The organism is Mobiluncus sp. (genome assembly GCF_985070215.1).
On sequence record NZ_CFKZQR010000027.1, the window covers coordinates 1 to 21,217 of the forward strand.

Consider the following 21,217-nt stretch of genomic DNA (forward strand, 5'->3'; position numbering starts at 1 on the left):
AATACTGGCTGGTCAGAGAGACTTCTCCCGGCAGCATCAGCGTGGAGAGAATCAAGGCCAAGATTACACCACGAAAACGAAAACGCATGGCCGCCAGAGCATAGCCAGCCATAGTGGCCAGAATCACATTTGACACCACCATGGCCACCGACACCAGCAGGGAGTGCCAGGTGTAATCGAACACGGGAATATTTCGCGCCACTTCGGCATAGTTCTCAAAAGTCGGATGTTCAGGAATAAACTTGGGTGGAAATGCATATACATCCTCGTACTTTGACTTTAATGACAGCGAGAGCTGTAGCAAAAATGGCCCCACAGAAATTATCATCATTAAAATCAACAGTACGTAGCGAAGCACCATAGTGGGCAGAGAAGGCTTATTAAAAGAACGGGAAGAGCTACGCTTCATCAGAGTCTTACTCATGATTTCACCGCCTTATTGAATTTAATGTCTTTTCTTTGCGCCTTCCGAATCCGACGTTCCCGACGCAGCTCCTTGAATTCGGTTTTCTGGTTGATCCAGGCCACGAACAATAGCGGTCCAATGGTCAATAGGAACAGAATTACTGAAACAGCCGAGGCGAAACCGAGATTGCCATTTAGTCCTTTTCCGGTTTGCTGAATTAACATCACCAACGATTGTGCTTGTCCGCCCGGGCCACCAGAACCGTTGGTGAGTACGTAAATCTCAGTAAATACCCTGATTGCTGCCACGGTGATGAGCGCCGAAATCAGCATCATTGCACCCCGGACTCCCGGCACGGTGACATTCCAGAAGCGACGCCACCAGCCGGCCCCATCTATGGCGGCCGCCTCGTGCAGCTCCCGGGAAACGTTGCCCAAGGCAGCGAGATAAATCACCATATAGTAGCCCAGGCCTTTCCATACCGTTAGCAAAGCCGCCGAGACAATAATCAGCCAGCGGTTAATCAGAAAGTTTACGGGGGTCTGCGTCAACCCTAGGAACTGGAAGGTTTCATTAACTAGGCCGCGCGAGTCGAACAGCCAGCTCCAGATGATACCAACCACCACTACTGAGGCAATAACTGGGAAATAGTAGGTGGTACGAAAGAGCGAGATTCCAGGCACATTACGCTGCACCAACAAGGCGAGGAACAGCGGCAAGAAAGTCAGCAACGGCACACAAATAACTACGTAGAGCAGACTGGTGACCACGGCGTATCGGAAACGCTCGTCAGCAAATAACTGCACGTAATTGGTCAACCCAGTGAACTCTGGTGTGCGCAACGGTCTAGCGTTGGTGAAAGACAGGTAGATTGTGTTCAAAAAAGGCCAAATTGAAAACACGAGTACCCAAATCACCGCCGGTGCTAACAGCACGTAGGGAGTATACCTGTGTGGGGGCTTCATTTTATCTCCTGATGTGTCGCCTGGAACCTCGCTCTTTTCGCAATATTCAGAAATTACTTCCCGAGGTTCTTATTTGCGTAATCTGCGGCTTTATCTAAAGCCTCTTGAACCGGGATGTCACCCTTGACAGCTAAGGCTACTTGCTGTTGCAGGTACTTGTCCATATCGTAAGTAAACTGAATTGGATACTCTGGAGTTGCATCACCGATAGCGGCTGCAGCTTGCTCAGTAGCAGTTTTCTGCAACGGAATCTCAATCACCGAAGTAAAGCTGTCCGGATTCTCATTACCTTCCTTGGTACCGGGGAAGAATCCTTGGGCTATCTTCAGGAATTCAATTTGGTTCGTGTTATTCGTCACGTACTGCGCAAACTTCATTGCCAGATCTGGAGCCTTTGACTTAGCGGACACGGAAATTCCCTGAATAAACAGCGGAGCATGGCCGATGCGCGGCGTGGAAACCGTGTTCTCCAGCAATGTCGGAGCTTCTTTCTCCAATTCGGAGGGGAATCCGGCCGAAGCGGTGGTCCATGCGGTCTTACCTTGCTTGTACAACGCGGAGTTACCCAGGTAATCGGCATTCAAAGCCTCCGGGGGCATTGCTCCTGCGGCATAGGCATCCTTATAACGTTCCACTACTTTCACCGCGTCCGGCGAGTTGAACACGAATTTACCGTTTTCAATAATTTTCACGCCAGCAGCGGAAAGGGTACCGGTTCGTGGTACGTCCGCAATCATTTTGACTTCTCCATTGGTTGCGGCAGCAACCTTCTTGGCCATGTCAAACAGAGAATCCAAGTCGGTAGGTAGATTAGTCGTATCCAGTCCCGCCTCTTGGATGGCTTTCGTGTTGAACCAGTTCAAATCCGTACCAAGGTACCAAGCATAACCGTATTGTCCCTTGATGTCGGGGTAACGGTACGCATTAGTAGCGCCATCAACGTATTCATCAAGTTTCTTGGCATCCTTGGCTTCCAAGTCGACCAGCAAATCGACTTGCGCCAATTTATAGGCAAATTCTGGCGGAAGGTTAATCACGTCAGGCAGTTCGCCAGAATCTGCTTGCTGCAAGATTTTGTCCTCATAACCGTCACCTGGCTGGTCAATCCAGTTAACTTTGGTTCCGGGATTGTCTTTTTCAAAATCTGCGACTAGCTTCTCAAAGTACGGCGTGAAACGGTCGTTCTTCAGAGACCAAGTTTGGAAAGTTATTTCCTGGGCTTGGTCGCCTCCAGCAGCTCCGGTTGAGGCGCCGCCACCGGTACAACCGGCTAGCAAAAGGGAAAGGGCCGCAATTGGTACGGCAATGTTGCGCAATTTCATGTTTCTCCTTGTGGTTGTATATGGGAATAAGTCAGTTGAAATGTGGTTTGGAACTAATCCTCCACTAGCTTGATATCTATACGCTTCACCTGCCCTTCTCTAGCCCACCGCACCCAGTTAGCAAAAAAATCTTGGTCCGCATTTAAAAGCTGCCGGTTGTGAGTACCCAGTTCGATTTCTTGGGACTCACGGGAGTGAGCGGGGCCAGGGTTACCCCACTCTCTAATGGCCGCAGCGAAGGCCTGACCAACGGGCTTTACGGCACCATGCTGGTCAAACAATCCCAAGCTATGCTCGAAATGCGGAAAATCAGCAAGGTCTGAGTTGACATCGTGTGAACACCACCAGGTAATCGCCCGCAGGTTCGGACTCAACCCACAATTTGAGTCGCCGCGTAGGTTCAGCACGGTGTCCCTGACAAATTGCGGTATTTCCTCTCGCTCTATCCAATGTTCAGGGGCGCCAACCTCCTGTAACCATATCGGGCGAGGAGCGGTACCGTAGGCACGCGCCCAAGCATCGGCCAGCTCGCACAGGTAGCGCGCAAACCAAGTCAACTCCACGGCGCTCTTGCCATAATGTGGTGCCACGGTACCAAAGATCCAGGAATGAACCGTAATATTATCCCCGAATTTCACCGCATCGCCGGGAACAAACGGGTGTTTCGAATCGAACCAAATGTCATCATCATGAGAAAAGGTATGTATCATACCCGGCGCAACACGTTGCGTCTGTGAAAAGAGCGTTTCCAACCACTTCTCTGCCTGCTCGTGAGTTATTTTTTGGGATTGAGGATGGCGCGGTGCGGCAAACTGGATAAATTCATTTCCCAAACTCAAACCGCTAAACCCCGGCAGTTCCCGCAAGGCTTTGCCCAAAGTGAGAATCAGTTGCGATTCAGCAGACACTGCCGCTTCATCAGTGAAAACATTCACCTCATGCCAGCTTGTAACCCAGGAGGGCAGGAAGTCGAAGGATGACAGATGTCCTTGCAGCACATCGACAGTCGTGTCCAGCCCACACTCGTGAGCTATCTGCACCACGGTACCAACATCATTGATGGCCTGGCTTCGAATGAGGCTGCGATTGGGCTGCAACAACGGCCAAAGAGGAAACACTCGAATGTGATCCACTCCCAGCGAAGCAATCTGTTCCAGGTCAGCTCTGACCTTTCCCGGGTCGAAATCCAACCAGGAATGGAACCAACCTTCCCGTGGGGTGTAATTCACTCCAAATCTCATCGAGGATTTTTCCGTCTGCAAACTCACGACTTAACCTCCCCTGATTGAGAGGAATTAAAGCTGGCTCTCAAAGTTGCAATTTGGAATGCGCCCAGTTCGAGTACGTATTCCCCGTCCATCTGACGTAAGACCGGAGCCTCTATGCTGGGTTGATAACGCAGGTCCGTCGTCCAGACACGCTGAGCCTCGGGAATACGTATTCGCACCTGTTGCGGACCTCCAGTCCCCTCGTATATGCGCAACCCCAAATCCCCGCTTTCATCAGGGCAAAGGCTCATTGATTCCACTACCGCTCCTTCCACACTGACAAGAGGTGCAATAGGGTTGCCATGGTAGTAGCGCCGTCGCAAGTTAATGTCCTGCCCATCCCTGATAGCCTCCACCACAGTGGCTTGCGGACGCACCCGAAAGTTCCAAGTAAAACGTCCCTGATCTTGTTGAGGGTCAGGGTACTTGGCTGATTTCACCAGGGTTGCCCGCACCAGTTGATAGGTTCCCCGGTCTTGGTGATGTCGAGTGATGTCCCAACCATAAGTCGCATCGTTGGCAATCGCTAGAGCTAAGGAAGCATTTTCGAGGCGGAGCCAGCGATGCGCACTAACCTCAAAGCGGGCCGCATCCCAAGAGGTATTGTCATGGATTGCCCTGGTAAGGTAACCAAACTGCGTTTCAAATTGGGCATGGTCTGTGTGAAGATTCACCCCAAAAGCGAGTTTTAGCAGTTTTTCCTGTTCGTGCCAGTCTGCCTCGACTGAGATATCGACCGCTCGACTGTGCGCACCAAGTTTCCAGGTAATCGCAGCTTCAGAATCGCCAAATGTCATCCGAGAACGCACCCAGGCAAAGTCCTCCTCCAGACCCAGTTCGGGGGCAGACATGCATGGGGTACACAGTGAACCCCGATAAAAGTAGTCAATGTCCCAGGCATCCCACTGATTGGGGAAATCCTGATGTATCTGAAAAATTCCGGCCGGGGCTTCGGCGGGAATAAATTCCACTCCCTGGCGATCCTGCAAAGAAACACAACGACCCGATTCGTCGAAACGCAACTTCAGATAGCTATTTGAGATTTCGTGTTTCTCTCGATTTATCTGCAAGTCATTTGCAGGCGGTTCCACCGTCGCGCCTGCCCCGCTGGGAACCGAGAGAATCGGGAAAGACGTGGCGTTGGCCAAACATAGCGAGGTGCTTGTCGCTTCGTCCCTGTTAGCGGACTCATTACCAGCTTGGTCTGCCTTCGAAGGTGACGCAGACCCGAGTGCTTGCAGGCTTTTCTCGATAATACTTTCGCAACTTTGCCGCACCGAGGCATAAATTTCCGCTGTTTCTCGGTAAACCCAGGCGATAGAACTGCCGGGGAGAATGTCGTGAAACTGACAAAGCAATACCTGGTGCCACAGCTTTTGAAAATCCTGGTAAGGGTAGTCCAGTAGCCCTCGTACGGCTGCCGTTGCTGCCCACCATTCGGCTTCACGCAATAGCGCCTCACTGCGTCGGTTCCCCTGTTTGGCACTGACATGGGAGGTCAGAGTGCCGCGATGTTTTTCCAGATAGAGTTCTCCGACCCAGGTGGGCGGCTGGTCATATTCTGCTTGAGCCTGGTCAAAGAATTCCTGTGGTGTCGCATGGTGAGTTTTGGCAAATCCTTCCAGATTCCGCACTCGCGCCAAACGTTCCAACATTTCCCTAGTGGGGCCGCCCCCGCCATCCCCATAGCCATAAAGCAGCATTGAGGAATTTGCTCTCCCCGCTTCTTTAAAGTTTTCAACCGCGTGACGTAGCTGAGTTCCGGTCACATCTGAGCCATAGGTATCTGCAGGAGGGAAATGTGTAAAGACACGCGAACCGTCTATACCCTCCCACCACAAGGTATGGTGAGGAAATATATTGGTTTGGTTCCAAGAGATTTTTTGGGTCAGGAACCGCGAGATCCCTGCACTACGAGCTAACTGCGGTAAAGCCGCTGTGTAACCAAAAGAATCGGGGAGCCAAATCTCTTGACAGTTCACGTCAAATTTTTCTGCGAAATAGTTCAAGCCCTCTACAAGTTGCCGAGCTAAGGCTTCTCCTCCAGGCAGAACCGCATCAGGCTCCACCCACATGCCTCCCACCGGGACAATTTTTCCCTTTGCCACGAGTGCTTTTACTCGCTCAAAGAGTTGCGGTTCATCTTGCTCTAACCAAGCCACGTGCTGTGCCGCCGGAAGCGCAAACACCATCTCATGACCGTCTTCTAGCAAACGGACAACATTCGCCAGGGTCCGCGAAACTTTACGCCTTGTCTCCCGCAATGGCCACAGCCAAGCCGAATCAATATGTGCGTGCCCTACCGCAAAAAGCTCGTGCTCGCGGGGCAAGGCGGGACGATCCAACAGTGGTTGCAGACGCTTCTGAGCCAGGGGTACAGTGTCGCACAAGCGTTGAAAATCGAGACAATCTAAGGCACTGGAAATACCAAACAGGACTTCTAATTCTCGATGGGTTAGCTGCGCTGCGGATTGCACTAACTCCAGCAAAATGGACACATCCAAGACAAAATCGTAAATATCGCCGTGACGAACCACAACCTCAGCAGCGCGCAGAGTATAAATATCCTCGGTAGATGCAGTGAGTTTGTCCCCCTCATCGGTGGGCTGAAATGGAGGTATATCCAAAAGCAAGGGGTTCGCTGCAGCTTCAACGTAAAACTGAAAATCCTGGGAAACGTGCTTCGCAACCGGCAGAGGAACCCACTGGTTACGGGGATTAACCGCTTTAATCGCATTACCTGCGATATCCCGTACCAAACCTTCCGCTTGAAATCCTGCCGAAACATCAGACCATCCCAAGTCCAGACGCGCTTCAACCACATCGCCTTCCCGGCAGCTCAAGGAATCGACAGCCGGAACCGTGCCCTGAAATTTGAACCAAGTGGTTTCCCAAGCACTTCCCCAGGATTGCCCCACTGTGAATTCGGGGAAAGTGTCTGGGATATCAGCGAAGGAAACTGGCTCACCAATGACATCCCCTTCGCGAGGAACACGCCAGGCGCTGACTCGTAGCGGGGATATAGGACTATATATGGCAGGAACCAAACGTTCTTCCAACGTACGTTTCACCCGCTGGATCAGAATTTCTGGATTCTCATGCATATCTAAGCACCTTTGCTTCCGTGTAGCATTTGGTACTATGGTAGCTACTAAAACGCTTTAGTACAAGGATTTCAATTAATTTTCCAGTTCCAGAGAGTTGCGTGATTGAGGTGGAGCGTCTCACCATTAATGACATTGCACGTGAGGCAGGGGTATCCATCACAGCAGTGTCCTTTGCCCTCAACAATCGCCCTGGAATCTCTCGCTCGACCAGGGAACGTATTTTAGAGATAGCACACCAAAAAGGGTGGGTTCCACATCCCCTGGCACAGGCACTATCACGAGCCCGTGCCGAAGCTATCGGCTATGTCATCGCACGTTCCCGTGAATCCTATGTTTCCGAACGATTCTTTTTCGATTTTTTGCTGGGACTCGAATCGCAACTCACCGCCGCCGGTTTAAGCCTGGTTCTCCAGACCTGTACCACGATGGACCAGGAGCTGGAAATCTACCGGAAGTGGTCCAAGGAACGTCGTGTGGACGGTGTCGTTATCACCGACCCGGTTTCACAAGATCCGCGCGCGCGGCTCCTCGAAGAGCTTAACCTTCCTGGTGTATTCGTCGGGGAACAAGTGGAAGGATTCCCTTCCCTGGTCACAAATGAATTCGGCCTAATTGCAACGTTAGCTACCCATCTCAAAATATGCGGAGCTACCAGTGTCACCTATGTGGGCGGCAACGAAGCTCTCCTGCACACCAAGCGCCGCTGTGAGGCTTTGCAGGATTACGGTAATGAGAGCGGAATCAATTTTGGCAGCGTAATCTGCGCTAACTCAACCGAAAACGAGGGACTTTCATCCACGTTATCCCTCCTTTCACCTCTGGAAGGACTGCCGGCTATCATCTATGACAACGAGGTTTTAGCCGTAGGAGGGGTCAAAGCCTGTCTCAAACTCGGACTAACTATTGGAAAGCAAGTATTGTTGGCGTCTTGCGAAGATTCTCCCATTTGCCGAGTCACTTCCCCCGCCATTACAGCAGTATCACGCGACCCTTCGCTTTACGCGGTGGTAGCCGCAAACCTCTTAACTGAATATTTAGCTGGTAAACCCGCACGCAGCTATACATGTGATGTATCCAGCCTCATTCCCCGAGAATCCAGCGCTACCCCGCCCGGCACAGCCACATGATTGCAATCGAAACGGATACGGCCTAGTTGAATCCCTGTCGGAACTCTCACAAAAATGCCATAAAAATACACAATAAAACCGAGAAGCACTACATTTGAGGGTGAATAAACCAGGTAAACGTCACGGGGGAACGTATGAAAGCCGAGGAATTGTGGGATCAGGCTCGGGCAGCGGCTCTGGAGCTGCCCGGCGCTGAGCCGTGGGTGTATTCCCCGCAGTGGGAGGCCGTAAAAGTGTGCGGGAAGTGGTTCGTGGTGATGGTGGAGGTCCACGGCACCCCGGTTGTGAACTTGGCCGTTCTGCCGGAGGACGGCCTGGCGCTGACCCAGCGCTATGCGGCAATCACCCCCGGCTGGCACATGAACAAAGACCGCTGGATTAGCGTGTACCCCGGCGCGGAAATCGACCTGGAACTGTTGAAAGTTCTGGTTCAGGAATCTTACCTGAACGTGGTATCACGTCTGCCGGTCAAGTCCCGTCCGCATCTGCCCGATTCCCTGCGCCACTGGCCCAGTTCGGAGGCCTAGCCCCGCTCCGCACCCCTTGTCGAATCTCGTACTTAGGGCTTTTCCCTAGGTGTTTTCCACCTAGTTCCTCGTCCCCTCTGTTGCACCATCGACTTTGCTGATTCCCCACATTGACAAAACCATAAAGTCCGGGCAGCCGGCGGAAACCAGCTACCCGGACCAGAGGGAGTAATATTCGTTAGTCCTAGTTCACTGTGAACGGATTAGATATCCCCTCGTAGGGAATAACCCGGTGATTCCAACCGTTCTTCCAGTCGCCGTCCTGCACCAACCGGTAGGTTCCAGCCGGCGTGCCTTGGCGAATCCGCCACTCGACCGTGGTACGAGAATAGCTGGCACCCTCGCGTTCCCAGCGGTAACTGGTGTCCCAGTCACGGTCCGTCAGGTAATCTTGCCAAGTCCCATCCTCAGCCTGACGCTGCACCTTGAGGAAGGTCCCGCCCACGCGCAAGTTGTTCTTGGGGTGGGCCCCACGGAACACGGCTTTCGCCGTATCTCCCTGGTTGTACTGCTCGAGGGGCTGAACCAGCACCTGTCCGAACTTTTGACGCCACGGCTTGTCGTCCAGCACGACCCCGGCACGATTGATTTTGCCTCGTGTGCTGACCTTGGGCCACGCATCGTTGCTGACCGCAGTGCCGTCGACCATGGCTTGCGCCAAGCCATCTACCTCTTGCTGCAGGGCGGACAACTCGTAAGGACCAAACTCGGTGGAAGCGCCCTCGTAATGTTGGGCAGCGTACTCTTCACGAGTGGAAACATAACCGGCGTAATCGTTCGCAGCTCCGGAAAAGATGACCTTCTCTACGCCGAGCGGTGCCAAAATCCGTTCCACGGATTCCCGCAGGTGGCGCACGCCCATAGTGCCCGTCTCAGTCGGAACCCCGACAATAGCCACGTTGCCGATACGCAGCAACTGTACCGGCTCCACTGTCGAAGCCCAGCCCCACTTGCCATCGGGGAGCAAAACTGGCTTTTCCGCCTGGCAGGGATCATTGCCCGTCCAAGAAATCGAGGCAAAGGCGAAACGCACCAAACCGCCCAAGCTGGATTGATCGACCTTGTTGATGACATCGCGAACCGAGAAGCTGTCCTTGGTCATACCTTCATAGATTCCAGGAATTCCCGAGGGGCCGTTTTCTCCGCCCGCAGCAAAGGAATAACCACGAGCCGGGACGCACAGTTTCTGGTCCCCGGCGCCTTCCGTGTAAGCCGCTTTGACGACATAGTTCTTAAACTGGACGTAACGTCCCCGATAGTCAACGGCGCCTTTAACTGTGTCTCCGGGGCTATTCCACAGCTGCCAAGATGCGTCGAACTGTTCCTGACCATGCTTTTCAGCGTTGTAGTAATCATCAGGGGTTCCCATGAAATCCGGGGTGGAGGACGAGTTGCCCGCCACGGGAACCATGTCTCCCGTACCTGAAGCAGGGAATGCTGCCACAAAGGTCTTGTCTTGATTCGGGTCAGTACCAAACTTCTGTTCGTACAGGTATTCCGCGTAGCCTTTCGAGTCGCCGGAATACAGGTCCCAGTGCATCGGGAAGGACGTGGCGTGAGTTGAGAACCAGTTGAATACGCCGAGTTTCTCACCAGCTGCAGAAGTGAACTCCAGTTGGTCCATCGTCGTTTCTACCGAGTCGTCGTATTTATTGACGTCATCGTTTTGCAGGTACGCCGCCAGAGAGCGGTTCCGCGTAATGCCGTGGACGTTTGTGCGCTTCATCTCGATGGTTCCGGGTTCGAGGTTGTTGTGCGCCCGGGAAATCGCTTTGACGATGCCGTCCACGGTGATATCCAACACCTGTTGGCTGAACCCATGCATAGTCTTATCCTCCGCGGCGATTTCATAAAGTTTATCGGTGGAGGTTCCTGCCGGCGACACGTGCGAGTGGGTGATGCCAATCATCACGTTGCCCTCGTCATACAGACCTGGATACATTGCCTTAAGTTTGTCCAAAACCCGTACCCGTACCGCGTTGAAAGTGCCGCCGGTATCGACGCTGACATAAACCACGCGCTTGCCGGTAACCTGATCAGCGACGATAAAGGCATGGGCATACACACGTTGCTGCAGGCCTTTCATCTCTTGGTGCGAGGCGTAGCCGAAGGCGCCGTTTTCCGCAATAGCGCCGGTCACATCGGAGATACCGGTGCCTATCAAGTAAGTGCTCTCAGAAGCGCTAGCCTCCGGTGTCAGTCCGGACACGCCTACCAGGCTGGCTCCGACGAGCGCCACCGCCCCGGTAAAGGTTATGGCGAGCCGCTTAAATCGTTGTGCTTTGTTCATGTTGTTTCCTGCTCTGCGTTGAGTTGAAGTTGGCATGGTCAGCGAAGAACACCGACAGCCTCTAGCTTACACCGCAAACTAACTGGATTTATACAGGGTTTATTCACAATAACTTAAGAATTCGGCTCACTTTTGCCATCGCGGGGACAATTATTTCAAAAGCTAAGTAATGCCATTCCCTATTTTGTCCTGTTTTGTCCGCTCAATAGCTTTCTCTATTCGCGTCAGCCGTGTCTGCAATGGCTTGGGTGAGCGGCGAGTTACGGCTTTTATTTGCCCCGCAGGCGGCACAGTGCTGAATCTCGGTTCGCCAGGAGGTCCTGAGGTTTCCCCTGTTCCACAATGTGGCCCAAATCCAGCACCGCAACCCAATCGGCTTGGGCAATCCGATCCAGGTTGTGCGTAATCTCCAAGATGGTGGGGCGCGGTGTGAGGCCGCGCAGATTGTCGTTGATGCGGGAAGCTAAAGGTGCAGGCAGATGCGCCGTATGCTCGTCCAGAATGAGGATTGGGGATTGGCGCAGGAGGGCACGAGCAAGGGAAAGCCGCTGACGTTGTCCCCCACTGAGGGCTGCCCCTCGTGAAGACACGCGATGCTGCAGTCCCCCCGGCATTGCTTTCACTTCCGCGTCCATTCCCGCCATCGCCAAAGCCCACCACAGTTGGCTTTCACTGGCGTGTGGGCTGGCCAGACGTAAGTTTTCCGCGATGGTCATATCGAAAATTGTTGACTCGGCACTGACTAGAGACACCGCTTCGCGCAGGGACGCGAGGCGGTATTCGCGCAAACCGTACCCGTCCAGAAAGACCGTTCCCGCATCAGGGTCGTAGAAACGTAGCAAAAGTCGCGCCAGGGTCGACTTTCCGCCGCCCGTCGCCCCTACCAGGGCGGTCCACGAGCCCGGCGCTAACTTGAGGTTGACTTGTTCGATAGTCCCCGTTGCCGTGTCTAGCCGTGGGGCCGCGTTGGTAGGTTCGGGATAGCGAAAGCTAACCTGACTAAATTCCACGGCCAACGGGGTGGTTTGCCGCACAATTTCCTGCCCCTCACGTAACTCCAGTCCGGCATGGGTCAGCTGGTAGACACGTCGCGCCGCAGCCAGGGAGGTATTCAGTTCGGTTCCAAAGTCCACTACGGCTTTAAACCCGTCCCAGCAGCGCAAAACCGCAAACATTATCGCTATCCAGGCAGCCATTTCCAGTGAGCCTGACTGATACAGCGCAGCCCCCACCGCCAGCAAAATCAGCACCGCAGCCATTCGCCACGCGGAGAGGAACGCGCCGCGGAATGCTGACTTGTCAGTCTCGCGCAGGCTGGCACGGACCAGTTCCTCGCCCAGCCTCTCACTCCCGGCAAGCCGCGCTTCGCACAGGCCGTATCCCACGACTTCCGCCAAGCCTCCCAGCGAGTCGGTGACATCCGCGGCGACACGGCCGCGAGCGGCGAGTTTATTGCGCGCGGCCGCGTGCCCAGAAGATATACCGCACCAAGGTATCATAAGTCCTACGATGAGAATTCCTGCCACGGCTACGCCAAATTGCCAGGGTGCGACTGCAAAAGTCACCGCGGTAACAATGCCGGGAACCAGGAATGCCGTTATCGCGGGCGCAAAAGTGTGGGCAAAGAATACTTCGATACGATCTATATCTTTCGTGAGCCGCGCCAAGAGTTCTCCGCTGTGGTTATCAGTCACGATGGCGGGAGCTTGGGGATAAATGGCACGGTAGGCTTGGTTACGCAACAGTTCCAAAGCCTTGAAGGCAACCAAGTGGCCCCAGTATTGTTCCAGGTAGCGAGCTAAACCTTTCAGAAGCGCGGTCCCCGCCATCACTGTCAACAGTCCCCCCAAGTTGGCTGACACACCACGGACACAACCGCAATCCAGATTGCTCATCACCAGGTTCACCACCAACACTGCCGGTATGACGAACAGGACTATGCCCAGGATTTGATCGACCAGCCTGGCAAGGGTGGAAGCGGCTACCGGTCTCAACACTGTGCGAGTCGAGGAGAGCAGCCAGCTGATAACTGTCTGCAGCCCCGCTGCGGCTGGTGTGGAAGGCCGCGTTGCGGACGAGGAACTGTCCTGGCCCTCCACCGAGAGAGACGGCGCGACGTTCTTTGAGTCTGATGCGTTGTTCAGGGGTATCACCGCTCCACCAGCCTTCCGTATTCGACCAGCAAAACGCGGTCTGCCAGCGCAGTCAGAGCCCCGCGGTGTGACACCATGATGAGTGTATAGTCATGCCCCAGGGCTTGGAGAGCATCCAAAATTTTTCGCTCAGAATTTAAATCAACTTGGGAGGTCGCTTCATCCAGCAACAAAATTTTTCGACCGCTCCCAAGGGCCCGCGCCAAGCTGAGACGCTGTTTCTGTCCGCTCGAAAGGCCTATCCCATTTTCGCCCACGGCAGTGTCCAGCCCCAGCGGCATCTGTTGGATTTCAGCATCAAGATGCGCCGCTCGCAAAGCATCCCACAATTCGGTATCAGACGCCTGCGGGGCTGCCATCTGAAGGTTTTCCCGCACGGTGCCGGTAAACAGCCAGGTATTTTGACTAACTAACGCCGAGCGCTGCGCCAAGTCAGCGGTATTACCGGCGACCTCTACCCGGCCCTCACTTGGAGTCAAAAATCCCTTCATTACGTTCAATAAGGTGGTTTTGCCCTGTCCAGAATCCCCCACAATCGCCACACGTTCGCCGGAAGGCACTCTGAGGTTCACCCCTTGGAGGACCTGCTGATTCCCGTAGCGAACACCGACATTTTCCAGATACACCGCGGGAATCTCAGCATCTCCCGCGGGAACGTCCTCACCCGTAACTTCAGCATCACCGTGAAGAGCAACGGAGGCATCCTCGCAGCTGGCAGCCGAATGGCTGGCCCGCGAGTGCATGAATCCTAAGATGGCCCGCCCGGCGCCCCGTCCGCCCATCGCTATATAGAAAAATGCCCCGAAATGGTCAATCGGTTCCAGCAGTAACATCGCCAGACCCAGCGCCGTCACCACTTTGCCCAGAGTCATCTCCCCGAGAGACACTAGGTACATTGACAAGGCGGACACCGATGTGATGACGAACAGCGAAAACACTGCATCGAGTACAAAAATAATGACTTGATTGGAACGCAGCAGGCTCATGGTGGCTCGCCGATTCTCTTCGCCCACTGTCTCCAGTTTGCCTCCCATCCGGTCCGCTGCCCCCAGTAGCTGCAGGGTTGTGAGTCCCTGCAATACTTCCAGGTAGTTTGCCGCTAAAGCCGCCCGAGCCCGCGCGGATTTCGCTGAGGAACGCCGAAAGAGCTTTTGGAAAAGCCACACCGTCCCGGCTGCCAACGGCAGGCACAACACCAGCAACAGCGCCAGGAAAGGGTGCACAAAAATCCCCATCGCTGCCACTATCAGCACCGGCGCACTGAAAGAGCCTTGCACCTGAGGCAGGAACCCCTGACGATACCGGGTAAACTTTTCGGCTGATTCGGTCGCTGATGCCACAACCTTTCCGGCGCTTTCCTGATTCATCCGCGCAGGTCCGGTGCGAAAACTCTGGGTCAAAAGAGCTTGTCGAACGTGATTTTCTTCACGTATCTGAGACCGCGTCGAGCGCCGCGACAACGAAAAGTGTGCCCCAAATACCAGGACGATGCCCAAAATTGCGAGAACCCAGTGAGGGGTGGCAGGAAAGGACCATTCGGGGTGTAGGTAAGAGTCCAGAATCTGCCCCGCCGCGACAAAAACCGTAATCAGGCCGAGTGTCATGAGCCAAAACAGCCCCAGCACCACGCGATTAGCGCGGCGACCCGCGGCAGTTTGCAATGCCGCAAACTGGGTTTTACCTGGCTTTTTTGGGGCTAAGCGGGAGGTACTCAATAGCTGGTAACCACTTCGACTCGCTGGAGTTCCTTGACGTCGGTATAACCTGTCGTGGCCATCGTCCGGCGCAGCGCTCCCATCATGTTGAGGGTCCCTTCAGCATTGTCGGCAGGACCGAACATAACTTGCTCCAAGGTGCCGACTGTGCCGACTTTGACCCGGGAACCGCGTGGCAAGGTTGAGTGGTGCGCTTCACTGCCCCAGTGCCATCCGTGTCCGGGCGCCTCGTAAGCCCTGGCCAAAGCGCTGCCCAACATGACCGCATCAGCCCCGCAAGCGATGGCTTTCACCACGTCTCCCGCAAAGCCGATGCCGCCGTCAGCGATAACGTGGACATACCTGCCACCGGATTCATCCAAGAAGTCCCGCCGTGCCGCCGCCACATCCGCTACCGCCGTCGCCATCGGGACGTGGATACCCATGGTGCGGCGAGTGGTGGAGGCGGCTCCCCCGCCGAATCCCACCAGCACTCCGGCCGCACCAGTACGCATCAGGTGTAGCGCCCCGGTATAGGTGGCGACACCTCCGACGATGACTGGAATGTCCACCTGATGCACGAATTGCTTGAGATTCAGCGGTTCTGCTTGGGAGGAAACATGATCCGCAGACACGGTAGAACCGCGTACCACGAACAGATCAAGCCCTGAATCCGCTACATGTTCCCACAATTTTTGGGTACCGGCCGGGCTCATAGCTCCGGCCACGATAACGTCAGCAGCTTTGATTTCTTCCAACCTAGCCCGCATTAGTTCCGGCTTGATGGGCTCGTTGTAAATTTCCTGCAGCTTAGCGGTAGCTTTCACTCCACCTTCGTCGAGTTCTGCCAGTTCTTCGTATAGAGGCAGAGGGTCAACGTATCGGGTCCACAGCCCCTCCAAGTCCAGGACCCCGACTCCACCCATTTTTCCCAAGGCGATGGCATTTTGCGGGCTCATCACCGAATCCATCGGCGCACCCATGACCGGAACTTTCATATAATAAGCGTCAAATTGCCAAGCCAGCGAGACATCGCGAGGATCTCGCGTGCGGCGAGAGGGCACCACCGCGATTTGATCGAAAGAATAGGCTCGACGCCCCCGTTTACCGCGCCCAATCTGGACTTCTTCATTCATGGATTCAGCCTACCAAAATGCACCTCGAGCGGGTGCGACTGGCAACGCCAGAGACCAGTTCCCGGCGTTGCCCTGCCACAACAATTACTCCCGCCCCAGCTGGCTTAAAGTTCGGTGTTTAAAGTCCCGATACGCATCCTCACCAGCGATAATAGCCTGACGGATGCTGTGGACCAGGTGAACGGTGTAGTACTCGTTGTGGATGGTCAGCAGTGTCGAAGCCAGCATTTCCTTGGCCTTCAGCAGGTGGTGGAGGTAGGCGCGAGTGTAGTTTGTGCAGGTATAGCAGCCACAGCCCTCCTGGAGAGGGCCAAAGTCCTCTCGGAAAGCTGCCCGCGCCACATTCGTCCTGCCGGTAGGCAAATACGCTGCTCCGGTGCGAGCCACGCGAGACGGAGAGACGCAGTCGAAGGTATCAGCTCCGTTTTCAATGCCGGCAAAGAAATCTTCCGGTTCTGAGATTCCCAGCAGGTGACGCGGACGGTCCTCGGGTAGCTCTTGACACACCCAGGAACAAATCACGCCGAGGTTTTCCTTTTCCAAGGCGCCTCCGATGCCAAATCCGTCAAAGCGACGCCCCGAGATTTCCATTCCCCCGAGGTCGTGTGCGGCGCGGCGGCGCAAATCCTCCCATTGCGCTCCTTGGATAACTCCGAACAGCATCTGGTAAGACTTGTCGGCACGTTCCACGGTGAGCCGCTCATGTTCCGCCAGACAGCGCTCTGCCCATTTTCGGGTACGTTCCAAGGAAACTACCTGGTAGTCATAGGAATGCAGCAGGGAGGTTAGCTCATCGAAAGCGAAAATAATATCGGCGCCCAGGTGGTGCTGAATCTGCATCGAGATTTCCGGGGTAAACCGATGTTTGGTTCCATCCAGGTGTGAGCGAAAATTAACGCCGTCGTCATCAACCCGCGCTAAGCCGGGGTGAGCTTGACGTTTATCTGGAGGCGACAGTTCAGCGGCTTCTTCGGCCTGTTCCAAAAGTTTTCGTTTGTCCCCGGAACGTTCGTGGTTGCCGTGATCGCGCGAGACACTACGCTCCCGAGCCGAGGCGGCGAATTCTTGACTAAGGACTTTCTTGTATCCTGCGCCCAAACTGAGGACTTGGAATCCGCCAGAATCGGTGAAAGTTGGCCCATCCCAGTGCATAAAAGCCCCCAGGCCACCGGCCCTATCGACGAGTTCCGGACCTGGCTGCAGATAGAGGTGGTAAGCGTTCGCCAGCACCGCCGCCGCACCAAGTTCCCGTATCATCTCGGGGACGAGCGCCTTCACCGTCGCTTTTGTACCGACCGGTATAAAAGCAGGGGTGGGAATGTCTCCGTGGGGAGTGTGGATAACCCCCGCTCGCCCCAGCTGACCCAGACGCGCTACAATCTCAAAATTTTCATTCACCCAATCATCACCCCAGGTTAAGAACGTTGTGAAGAAATAGTTTCTGTACTGATTGGTCCATTATTAGCTTTGAGAGTTTGAGAAGATGACATTTCTGTATCAATCGGTACATAATTTTTTTCACCGCGTTTCACCCACCCAATGACCTGAATGCTGAGCGGCGACATGATGATTTCCAACGCACACTTGTACACGTAACCGGTCAGCACGTAGTTGAAAAATTCCGGCCCCGAAATCAACCCGGCAAAAGCGATGGTGCAAAATGCCACGGTATCTACCAATTCACCGACCAAGGTAGAAGCAATCATACGGACCCAGAGAAAACGCTCTCCGGTGCGACCCTTAATCCGCACCAACACCAGAGCATTTAACAGCTGCCCCAGCACGTACCCCGCCAGGGAAGCCGCCACAATACGCGGAACGAACCCGAAAACCTGAGCGAAAGCAGGAGTGATAAAGTCTCCACTGGCCGGCGGCGCTTTGGCAACCAGGAAGAACAGGCCCGATGCCAAGATGGAAATCCCAAACCCGGTCAGGACCGCCCGGCGCGCCCCACGAAATCCATAAACCTCCGAGAGGATATCCCCCAGGATGTAGGTGAAGGGGAACATGACGGCTCCGCCATCAAAAATCAATCCCCACGGTCCGCCGATGAGTTTGGTGGCGGAGATGTTCGAAATGAGTAGCAGCGCTACAAACAAGGTCATGAAAATATCAAAAAAACGGCCCTCGCCCGCAGCCACAAAGTTGACTACAGGGCGCTGAGGTGCCTGTTCAGACCTCTCGGTCGATTTCACTGGTTATACTCCCCTACTCTTAACCCGACACACCCACTGGCGGCGCTAAAACTGTGGCCAGCGCAGTGACACCGGGCGGAAATCTGGTTTCCGCGCCGACATAAACTCGTTGAAACTCTGAGCCCACTGGCTGTGACCCTCCGCCTGGAACTGCATCATCTCCCCGGGCCCCATTTCCAGCAATTCCGGGAATCGCTCAGACATAGCACCGAGCAAATCCAAAGTCGCGGCAACATCACCTTGAGCGTTGTGGAAATCGTCACGCAAAGGCAAATCGTAAGCGGTGCAGACGGAGGCCAAGTTACGTTTCCCCTTCCGATAACGATCCAGGATTCGATCCAACACCAAGGGATCAACTATCGGCTCTAACTGTCCATCCAGGCGCTGGCGCAAGGTTTGCAAGCCGTGACGTTTCAGTTCCGCTTCCAGAATCGCGAAATCGAAGGTGACGTTGAAGCCCACTACGGGCACCCCCCTACGCATTGTTTCCGCGATAATACCCGCAACTTCATCGAGTCCAACTCGCGGCTCAACCCCGTTAGCCTGCAAGTATTCATCAGTCAGACCATTAACCCGACCGGCAGCGGGAGGCATGGGAACGCCAGGATTGATGACCCAGTAAAGCGGCGCATCCTCGCCGTTTATCCTACGTATCAGCGACACCGTAGCGATACGGTCACGAGACGTAAAGACACCGGTCGTTTCCGTGTCGAATCCCAAGACTTCCTGATGAAGCCAGGGGGTATTCATGTCATTCATTTCATTCATAGCCCAAGTCTCTCACACACCCTGGAGGCGAAAATCCCCAGCCTCAGTGACGTTGATAGTTCGGGGCTTCCACGGTGACTTCAACATCATGAGGATGAGATTCCCGCAAGCCTGCCTGGGTGATACGCACAAAACGACCCCGATGGCGCAGCTCCTCAATGGTATGTGCCCCGGTATAGAACATCGACTGGTGTAACCCTCCCACCAGCTGATACACCACCGAGCCGAGGGTGCCTTGGTAGGGAACCTGGCCTTCAATGCCTTCGGGAACAATCTTGTCGTCGCTGGAGACATCGGCCTGGAAATAACGGTCTTTTGAGTAGGACTTGCGGCCGCGCGAACTCATGGCCCCGAGCGAACCCATTCCGCGGTAGTGCTTCCACTGTTTACCGTTCATGAACACGAGTTCACCTGGGGATTCTTCACAGCCAGCCAACAGGGAACCCAGCATCACCGTCTGAGCGCCGGCAACCAAGGCTTTGGCAATATCGCCGGAATACTGCAAACCGCCATCGGCGATGAGCGGCACATCCGCACGGTCACACGCTTCTGCAGCCATCATAATGGCGGTAATCTGAGGCACCCCCACCCCAGCCACCACGCGAGTGGTACAAATGGACCCCGGACCAACACCGACCTTGACCCCGTCAACACCCGCATCAATCAAGGCTTGTGCGCCCTCCCTGGTGGCAACGTTTCCACCCACAACTTGCACCCCGGAGAACCCCGAATCGTTCTTGATTCGCGTAATCATCTCTAAAGCTAACTTGGCCCCACCGTTCGCGGTATCCACAATCAGGGCGTCGACACCTGCCTCGGCCAGGGCCTGAGCACGTTCCCACGCGTCTCCCCAGTAGCCGATAGCTGCGCCCACCACCAAACGACCTTGGGAATCTTTGGTAGCGTGCGGGAACTGCTCGGTTTTCACAAAGTCTTTGACCGTAATGAGGCCGGTCAGCTTGCCGTTTTCATCAATCAAAGGCAGTTTCTCTATACGATTTTCTGCCAGCAGCTTCATCGCTTCTTCGCGAGAGATACCGGTGCGCCCGGTAATCAGCGGCATCGGCGTCATGCATTCCTGCACTGTCCTGGTGCCCCACTGGGTGGTGGGCACGAAACGCAGGTCGCGATTGGTAATGATACCCAGCAATTCGTAGTCGTCAGTCACGACGGGCAAGCCCGATACCCGATACTTGGCACACAGTTCGTCGAGCTGTTCAATGGTGGCGTTAGGGCCGATGGTGACGGGATCAGTCACCATGCCCGACTCGGAGCGTTTCACTTGACGCACCTGTTGGGCTTGACTCTCGATGGAAAGGTTACGGTGCAAAATCCCTATGCCGCCCTGACGCGCCATAGCAATCGCCATACGCGATTCAGTCACGGTGTCCATAGCGGCGGAAATCAAGGGGATATGCAGCTTGATTTCTTTGGAAAAGCGAGTGGACGTGTCCACTTCGGCGGGAATCACATCTGTAACCTCTGGCAATAACAGCACGTCATCGTAGGTCAAACCGGTCAAAAACCGCGGTTCAACACCATTTTCAAGGTCTTGCAAGGGATTCGTGATTTCGCTCATATGCCTTCCTTAAATACCTGGGAATAAATCTTCCGATGTTGATGTTTATTCTAACGCTCTCACGCTAACGGTGCTGACAGGGTGGGAATCGCAGTTCAAGTTGGGTTTGCCAGTGATCCGCTCGGATTGGGTTCTGGAGTTGGTTCACTACTACTGAAGGACGGTCTGGCGAGTCTAAATCGTCCTGTGGTAGGACGCTGGATTGCCGACACACCCCCTAGTCTTGAAGAGTAAGAAAACACCGCGAGGGAAAGGAAGAAAATGAGTAATGTAACGTATCTCCCCGCTCCGACTATTGAATCTTGGGAATGGCAGGATGAAGCTGCCTGTAAGGATTTGGGGACGGCGGCTTTCTTCCATCCAGACGGTGAACGCGGGGGAACCCGGCGGCGGCGTGCCGCGCAGGCCAAAGCGATTTGCGCGACTTGTCCGGTATTGGAACAGTGCCGCAGTTACGCTCTGAATGCCCATGAACCTTACGGCATCTGGGGCGGCATGACTGAGGAGGAACGCGCCGCTTACTGGAAGGAACGGGAGGCTAAATCCGCTTAAACCTGTAGAGCCCGGGCGGGGGCGAATCCGCCGCTAGAAATTGCATATATTTTGGGGGCTGAGCCAGTGGCTCAGCCCCCAAAATGTCTATATAACCGTAAGCCTAATCGCCTGCTCCGCCCGCCGAA

Annotated in this window: 16 protein-coding genes; 3 read left to right on the forward strand and 13 right to left on the reverse strand. The window is 54.7% G+C overall.

Going from position 1 to position 21,217, the window contains the following annotated elements; all coding sequences use genetic code 11:
• From AC5LBQ_RS06200 to AC5LBQ_RS06220, 5 genes are all read right to left on the reverse strand, one after another.
• On the reverse strand, positions 1 to 424 hold a 424-nt coding region (locus tag AC5LBQ_RS06200), incomplete at its 3' end, for an ABC transporter permease family protein (protein ID WP_493264941.1).
• Positions 421 to 1,341, reverse strand: coding sequence for a carbohydrate ABC transporter permease (locus AC5LBQ_RS06205; RefSeq protein ID WP_493264942.1), 921 nt, complete (start codon positions 1,339 to 1,341; stop codon positions 421 to 423). The genes AC5LBQ_RS06205 and AC5LBQ_RS06200, both read right to left, overlap by 4 nt.
• Before the next feature lie 83 nt (positions 1,342 to 1,424).
• Positions 1,425 to 2,693, reverse strand: a complete 1,269-nt coding sequence (locus AC5LBQ_RS06210) for an extracellular solute-binding protein (protein WP_493264943.1) — start codon at positions 2,691 to 2,693, stop codon at positions 1,425 to 1,427.
• Positions 2,694 to 2,746: 53 nt separating this feature from the next.
• On the reverse strand, positions 2,747 to 3,961 hold the full coding sequence (locus AC5LBQ_RS06215; protein WP_493264944.1) for a glycoside hydrolase 5 family protein: 1,215 nt from the start codon (positions 3,959 to 3,961) through the stop codon (positions 2,747 to 2,749).
• Positions 3,958 to 7,065 (reverse strand): alpha-mannosidase, encoded by a 3,108-nt coding sequence (locus tag AC5LBQ_RS06220; protein ID WP_493264945.1) that lies wholly within the window; start codon positions 7,063 to 7,065, stop codon positions 3,958 to 3,960. The genes AC5LBQ_RS06215 and AC5LBQ_RS06220 overlap by 4 nt, the downstream gene beginning before the upstream one ends.
• Before the next feature lie 101 nt (positions 7,066 to 7,166).
• On the opposite strand from AC5LBQ_RS06220, the gene AC5LBQ_RS06225 reads away from it, so the two are divergent.
• Together AC5LBQ_RS06225 and AC5LBQ_RS06230 are read left to right on the forward strand one after the other, a co-directional pair.
• The gene (locus AC5LBQ_RS06225; RefSeq protein WP_493264946.1) at positions 7,167 to 8,195 is read left to right on the forward strand and encodes a LacI family DNA-binding transcriptional regulator; all 1,029 of its coding nucleotides are present in this window, start codon (positions 7,167 to 7,169) and stop codon (positions 8,193 to 8,195) included.
• Positions 8,196 to 8,329: 134 nt separating this feature from the next.
• On the forward strand, positions 8,330 to 8,722 hold the full coding sequence (locus AC5LBQ_RS06230) for an MmcQ/YjbR family DNA-binding protein (RefSeq protein WP_493264947.1): 393 nt from the start codon (positions 8,330 to 8,332) through the stop codon (positions 8,720 to 8,722).
• 184 nt (positions 8,723 to 8,906) lie between these two features.
• Here AC5LBQ_RS06230 and AC5LBQ_RS06235 read toward each other — a convergent pair whose 3' ends face one another.
• From AC5LBQ_RS06235 to guaB, 8 genes are all read right to left on the reverse strand, one after another.
• Positions 8,907 to 11,012, reverse strand: a complete 2,106-nt coding sequence (locus AC5LBQ_RS06235) for a neutral/alkaline non-lysosomal ceramidase N-terminal domain-containing protein (RefSeq protein WP_493264948.1) — start codon at positions 11,010 to 11,012, stop codon at positions 8,907 to 8,909.
• Positions 11,013 to 11,281: 269 nt separating this feature from the next.
• On the reverse strand, positions 11,282 to 13,165 hold the full coding sequence (locus tag AC5LBQ_RS06240; RefSeq protein ID WP_493264949.1) for an ABC transporter ATP-binding protein: 1,884 nt from the start codon (positions 13,163 to 13,165) through the stop codon (positions 11,282 to 11,284).
• On the reverse strand, positions 13,162 to 14,826 hold the full coding sequence (locus AC5LBQ_RS06245; protein ID WP_493264950.1) for an ABC transporter ATP-binding protein/permease: 1,665 nt from the start codon (positions 14,824 to 14,826) through the stop codon (positions 13,162 to 13,164). Before AC5LBQ_RS06245 ends, AC5LBQ_RS06240 begins: the two co-directional genes overlap by 4 nt.
• A gap of 50 nt (positions 14,827 to 14,876) precedes the next feature.
• Positions 14,877 to 15,995, reverse strand: a complete 1,119-nt coding sequence (locus tag AC5LBQ_RS06250; RefSeq protein WP_493264951.1) for a GuaB3 family IMP dehydrogenase-related protein — start codon at positions 15,993 to 15,995, stop codon at positions 14,877 to 14,879.
• Between the two features lie 84 nt (positions 15,996 to 16,079).
• The gene (gene tgt, locus AC5LBQ_RS06255) at positions 16,080 to 17,393 is read right to left on the reverse strand and encodes a tRNA guanosine(34) transglycosylase Tgt (RefSeq protein WP_493264952.1); all 1,314 of its coding nucleotides are present in this window, start codon (positions 17,391 to 17,393) and stop codon (positions 16,080 to 16,082) included.
• A gap of 17 nt (positions 17,394 to 17,410) precedes the next feature.
• On the reverse strand, positions 17,411 to 18,100 hold the full coding sequence (locus AC5LBQ_RS06260; protein ID WP_493264953.1) for a queuosine precursor transporter: 690 nt from the start codon (positions 18,098 to 18,100) through the stop codon (positions 17,411 to 17,413).
• Positions 18,101 to 18,235: 135 nt separating this feature from the next.
• Positions 18,236 to 18,958, reverse strand: a complete 723-nt coding sequence (locus tag AC5LBQ_RS06265) for an exonuclease domain-containing protein (protein WP_297346515.1) — start codon at positions 18,956 to 18,958, stop codon at positions 18,236 to 18,238.
• A 43-nt stretch (positions 18,959 to 19,001) separates the two neighbouring features.
• Positions 19,002 to 20,537, reverse strand: a complete 1,536-nt coding sequence (gene guaB / locus AC5LBQ_RS06270) for an IMP dehydrogenase (protein ID WP_297346516.1) — start codon at positions 20,535 to 20,537, stop codon at positions 19,002 to 19,004.
• Positions 20,538 to 20,798: 261 nt separating this feature from the next.
• Here guaB and AC5LBQ_RS06275 point away from each other — a divergent pair, with 261 nt between their 5' ends.
• Positions 20,799 to 21,089 carry a WhiB family transcriptional regulator gene (locus AC5LBQ_RS06275; RefSeq protein WP_279107354.1) on the forward strand — a complete coding sequence of 97 codons (291 nt, stop codon included), beginning with the start codon at positions 20,799 to 20,801 and terminating at the stop codon, positions 21,087 to 21,089.
• Positions 21,090 to 21,217 lie beyond the last annotated feature (128 nt).